This is a genomic window from Spirulina subsalsa FACHB-351 (assembly GCF_026130165.1).
GTDB classification, from domain to species: domain Bacteria; phylum Cyanobacteriota; class Cyanobacteriia; order Cyanobacteriales; family Spirulinaceae; genus Spirulina_A; species Spirulina_A subsalsa_A.
This window is the reverse complement of the sequence record NZ_JAIHOM010000194.1, coordinates 1-5386: the sequence shown is the minus strand read 5'-3', so window position 1 is coordinate 5386 and position 5386 is coordinate 1. Positions and strand designations below refer to the sequence as shown.

At 47.9% G+C, this 5386-nt stretch carries 5 protein-coding genes and 1 pseudogene; all 6 read right to left on the bottom strand.

The window, feature by feature from the left end:
• Positions 1 to 35: 35 nt before the first annotated feature.
• Positions 36 to 512, bottom strand: a complete 477-nt coding sequence (locus tag K4A83_RS21725; protein WP_265266805.1) for a YbjQ family protein — start codon at positions 510 to 512, stop codon at positions 36 to 38.
• A 70-nt stretch (positions 513 to 582) separates the two neighbouring features.
• On the bottom strand, positions 583 to 897 hold the full coding sequence (locus K4A83_RS21720; RefSeq protein ID WP_265266804.1) for a YbjQ family protein: 315 nt from the start codon (positions 895 to 897) through the stop codon (positions 583 to 585).
• Between the two features lie 311 nt (positions 898 to 1208).
• Positions 1209 to 2363, bottom strand: a complete 1155-nt coding sequence (locus K4A83_RS21715; protein ID WP_265266803.1) for a DUF58 domain-containing protein — start codon at positions 2361 to 2363, stop codon at positions 1209 to 1211.
• Between the two features lie 101 nt (positions 2364 to 2464).
• A complete protein-coding gene (locus K4A83_RS21710) occupies positions 2465 to 3973 on the bottom strand; it encodes a tetratricopeptide repeat protein (RefSeq protein WP_265266802.1) in 1509 nt (502 codons plus the stop codon).
• 400 nt (positions 3974 to 4373) lie between these two features.
• Positions 4374 to 5000, bottom strand: a complete 627-nt coding sequence (locus K4A83_RS21705) for a hypothetical protein (RefSeq protein ID WP_265266801.1) — start codon at positions 4998 to 5000, stop codon at positions 4374 to 4376.
• Between the two features lie 231 nt (positions 5001 to 5231).
• Positions 5232 to 5386 (bottom strand): annotated as a pseudogene (locus K4A83_RS23770) (RNA-guided endonuclease InsQ/TnpB family protein); the annotation flags it as partial.

The window sequence follows — 5386 nt, the reverse complement described above, 5'->3', positions numbered from 1 at the left end:
CCCTGCTCCCCTGCTCCCCTGCCCCCCATTTCCCTCTAATCTTGAATAGCGGTGCCGTAAGCAATCACTTCCAGAGAAAACCCTGCATCTTTGGGATTATTCCCATTTAATGAACTGCTGGCATAGCGCACATTAACCACTTTGGTCGCACCCCATGCAATGGCTCGCTCTTTCATTCGTAAAAGTGCTTCCCGACGAGCGCGTTCTACAATACTTTCATAGACCGTTATTTTGCCCCCAGTGAGGCGAAAGAAAGCTAGGAGAAATTGCTTAAAGTAATCTGAAGTTAAGACCACACTCCCCACCACTAAGGTTGTTTTTCTCGCCCGCAGAAACTCCTGTTTCCCCCCATAGTTCCAAGTCTCTAAGTCTGACGTTTTTTTCTCTCGTTGTTCTAAGTCTTGAAAATGTGCTTTCTCCCGCCAGTTCCCTACAAAATAACCTAAAATTAGCAAAAATAAGGGAATCCCCAGACTTAGAAGAAGTACAATCAAGTCAATGATTGCTGCCATAATTTAATCCTCAAGGTTTTATCGGTGAACAGTCATCAGACCCCTAGAAAACTATTAACAATTCACGGCTTTACATGATTTGGACGGCTGTTCCATAGGCAAAGAGTTCTGCGGCACCTTGAGAAATAGAAGAGGTGGCAAAACGCACATTGATCACGGCATTCGCTCCCATTTTTTCCGCCTCGGCAATCATCCGATCTACGGCTTCTTGTCGTGCTTCTTGCAATAATTCGGTGTAGCCTTTTAATTCCCCCCCTACTAGGTTTTGCAGTCCTGCTAAAATGTCTTTCCCTACGTTCTTCGCTCGGACGGTGCTACCTTGGACTATCCCATAGTGTTTAACAATGGTCTTCCCCGGAACGCTTTCTAGGTTGGTTAAAATCATGGTTGCTCCTTAATTAAGGATAGAGGGAGTTTAATGGAACAAAGTTTAAAATCTGTGCTTTCTGTTCTAGCACTATTTCCCCTCGGATGGTACTCAAAACGGGGAGGAGAGTTATGTGACAAAATTTTGTAAAGAAATGTAAATTTTTTTTGACAGAAGGGCGAAGTTTTGAGACAATTATCTTAATTAAGATTTTCTCATAATGGGAGTGGTTGGACTTGTCGATGAGCGCAACCACTCCCATTGTCTAATAATATCATTCCAAAAGTCAAAAGTCAACTAAAAAATCGCCATTTTTGAGGCCATTTTTCTTAAGAAATCCGGCGTTGAAGTTGTTGCTGTAATCCTTTTTCTGGATCAATCACTAACCCGGGATAGGTAGATTGAACGAGGGGTTTAACAGTACCCGCCACGGGATCGGGGAACAAAACATAACAACTGCCACTGGGTAAGTTTTGCAAGGTTTGTAGGGAAGATGTTAGCCAGACGAGGGGGATATTTGGGGGAGGATCACTGTGTATATCTTCTTGGGGAGAAGTGGCGGCTAAGGTTTCTAGAACTAAGTGATTGCCTTGGACTAAGCCTGTTTTGGCTGTCCATAGTTTAACTTCAAGTTGGGCGCGACTGGCATAGAAATAAAGGGAGGCGGTAGCGGTTACGGCTTGTTCAAAGCTGTCTGCTTCCCAAGGGTGCTGGGTATCTAAACAGATTACGACTTCTTGGCCACTGGTGAGCATTTCAAGTTCTCGCACTTGTAGGATGCCTAAACGGGCGCTGGTGCGCCAGTGGATGAGGCGGGTGGGATCTCCGAGACGGTAGGGGCGGAGGGCTTTGGTGATGCCTTGGGTGGCGGATTGATAGCGGCGATCGCGCTCAATTTGTAGGGTGTCATCTTGGCCTAAACTTTCCACGAGGGGGCAGTAGGTGAGGGGTAAGACGGTAGGGTAAACAATGGCTTTACCGGGGGCGGAGTGGCGGCGACGACACCAAAATAAGCCCAAGGGGGAGGCGGTGCGTAAATCAACGCTGTGCCAACGATAAACCCCCCGTTTACGGGCTTTATAGTAGGCGGTGCAGCGTTGGGTGGTTTGGGGGGGGATAACTTCGAGGGCGATCGCCTCTTGAGTTTGGAGGAGGGGAGGCAGTTGATCCCAAATTTGTAGGAGGAGTTTCGGTGTTAGGGTAGGGTTTTCGAGTTCCAACTCAATGGCCAATTCATCTCCCACCGTCACGGGTGTGATGGGAAAGCGCCGCACTTTCAACTGAGATAAATTGCGCAGGGAGAGGAAGATACTCAGGCCTAATAGAGCGAGAATTAGCCCACTGATGGCATACAACCACCCCGCCATTGTATTGGTAGCCGCCCCGAAAAAACAGAGGGCTAGGGTTAACAAAATCCCCCCGCTATAGGCAGGGGCTGCCCAGCGTTGTTCAAGCCAGTGATGGAGTCGTCGGGTAATTTTCATAAAAAATATGGCGGTAAGCAGGGGAGCAGGGGAGAGGTAATAGGCAATCTTGACAACAGGAGAAAAGGCTTAACTTGTCAAGACTGTCCATTCCCTATTCCCTACTGACCATTGCGTTGTAAGAGTTGTTGGGTAGTGCGTAGATTTTCTTGGGCGGTGGTGTAACTGGGATCTAGGGTGAGGGCTTGACGAAATTGCGCGATCGCCTGCTCTAGATTGCCTTGGGCTTTTAAGGCGCTGCCGAGGCCATTGTGGGCGTGAGCGTGGGCGGTGGTTCCTACGCCAGATCGATCGGGTAGCCCTAGGGCTTGGCGGTAACGGGCGATGGCTTCTGTAGCCTTTCCTTGCTCTAACAAGAGATCCCCTAAACTAGCATAGGCCCAAGTGGATTGGGGTTCCAAGCTGAGGGCTTGTTGAATCATGCTTTGGGCTTGTTCTAAATCTCCGGTGCGTTGGTACCAGATACTGAGCCAAATGTAGGCATCCGTGAAACCGGGATCATAGACAATGGCCTGACGGAGTTGCTCAATGGCTTCGTTGTAGTTGCCTGCCTGCCCTAAATCAATGCCTAAACTGTAGTAAGCGGGGGCGTAGGTGGAATCAATCTCTAGGGCGCGTTGATAGGCTGGGATGGATTCCTCATAACGTCCCATGAGACTCAAAACAACGCCGAGATTGTAATGGGACCAATGGTATTCGGGGTTTAATTCTAGGGCTTTTTCGTAGGCGGCGATCGCCTCTTCATACTGTCCTAAGTCAGTATAAGCCAAGCCCAGACTATTATAGGCGGGGTAATAACTGGGGTCTAAATTCAGGGCTTGTCTATAGGCGGCAATGGCATTATCCCATTGTTCCATCTCGACTAAAACCATGCCCAAATTGCGATAATAGATGGGATTAGGTTCAATGCGCAACGCTTCGCGATAGGCTCGCATTGCCCCTTCTAAGTCTCCTTTTTCCGCTAAAGCAATGCCTAAACCATTGTGGGTGACACCATTGGGGGGGGTGTCGAGTTGTAGGGCTTGGCGAAAAGCGGCGATCGCCTCATCGGTGCGTCCCTGTTCTCCTAGAATGACTCCTAAATTACTATAGGCTAGGGGATCATCGGGAGCGACTTGAATAGCTTGTTGATAGACGGCAATCGCCCCATCTAAATCGCCTTGATCACTCAGGGCATTGCCCAAATTATTGTAACTGTAGACATATTCAGGATCTTGACGAATGGCTTCCTGATAAGCGGCGATCGCCTGCTCTAACTCTCCCTGCTCATAGAAGGCATTGCCCAGATTATAGTAACGAATAGCCGTCGGTTCGAGTTCGATGGCCCGTTGATAGGCGGCGATCGCTTCCTCTAACTTCCCTTGGGCTTGTAGGGTATTGCCTAGATTATTATAAGCGGCCCCATTCTCGGGATCGATGCGTAACAACCTGCGCCAAATCGACTCCGCCCTATTATAATCTCCTGCGTCCTGAGCCGCATTTCCTTGTTCAAATAACTGCTCAACCCTTTGAGCATCAACCTGTTGAGCATTCACTCTTTGAGCCAAAACGCTCCCCGGAAGGGTGGCTAACGAAAAACCGAGAAGGAGAGAAAGACAATAACGGTACATAGCACTTTAGATGGGCTTGCCAGTCACGAGATGGAAAATCTGAGTCCATTGTCGCTAAATTTGGGCGAAATGGGTAGGTTAACCTGTATTAAACTGGTCTAAAAAAAGAAAAAGCCTTGGCTGAAATCAGCCAAGGGAAACCAATCAGGGTGCATCTAATGTGTTGTTACAGCAGGTTCTCCTCAGATTCCGGACATTTTTAGAAAAAAAGCAAAAATTGGGAGAACTGGTGTTAAAAAGAGCAATAAAAACCTTGGCTGGATACCAGCCAAGGCCAACCAATCAGGGTGCATCTACTCTTTTTTCTACTACGGTGATGGTCTATGCTGTTCCGGACAAAATTGAGCATCTATCTATTTATTTTTTTCTAAGATGCAATCAGGAAGTGGCTTTTCTGGGGTCAAAAACGATAACCCGCGCCCACCTGCATCCGTAAAGGAGAACTATTCGGCGTGGGATTGCTCAAGCGGAATCGTGCATTGCCATAAATGACAAAATCCCCCATCACTGATGTTTCTACTCCGGCCGTAATCACAGGAGAACTGGTTTCTCCGAGGGGAGTTGCTGTGGATTTTCCTTCGACAAAAGTATAACCGCCCCCGACATAAACGTTGGTATTTTCAGCCACCGGAAAATCATAGGAAACGGAGGGTTCAACGACGCGAGTTTGACTGCCTAAAAATGCTGCCCCTCGCACTGATAAATTACTATGGGGGACATCATAACGACCATTAAAAGAAGTCCCGACGAGGGAAGAGGGAGTCGAAGATTTAGCCGGACTGGATAAGTTAATTCCTGTCAAGGTGCTGAGGGTATCAATGGTAATTCCCCCAAACTGTTGGCGGATTAATTCCTCGACTAAACCCGATGAACTATTCCCCATGCCAAATCCCATATAATTCCCAGACATCCCCGTTGGTGCTTGGCCTGTTTGTGCTTGGGTGGCTGGGTTAAATAAGAACAAAGGCGCGATCGCCCCCAATGAACAAATAACAGGCCAAAACTTGATCCGAGCGCAATATTTCATGACGGTTTACCCATCCAAACTCTGTGTATTCACTGAGGACAGCTTTGTGAGCGAAAAGTTTCCTCTCCCCTCCTTTCCCCTATCTTGAAGCAATTTCCGGTTATTTTGACCGAAAATAATGGGATACCGTAAATCCTAGGCTAAACTCTTCTCGGGGCGATCGCACCACAGGCTGATCAACAGTCAATTCCCATTGACACTCCACTGCCTAAAGGCGAGTGGATTCTTTCCTCATAGACTCTTGTCTAGCCAATCAGAGATTGACCCCGACAGAACGTCTCCGAAAGCATTTTGAATCACGGGCTGTCCGACCGCGATTAATCCACGATTTCTTATAACTTGACTGGCCGCCACATCCCTATTGGTTTTATATCCACAATTAGGAC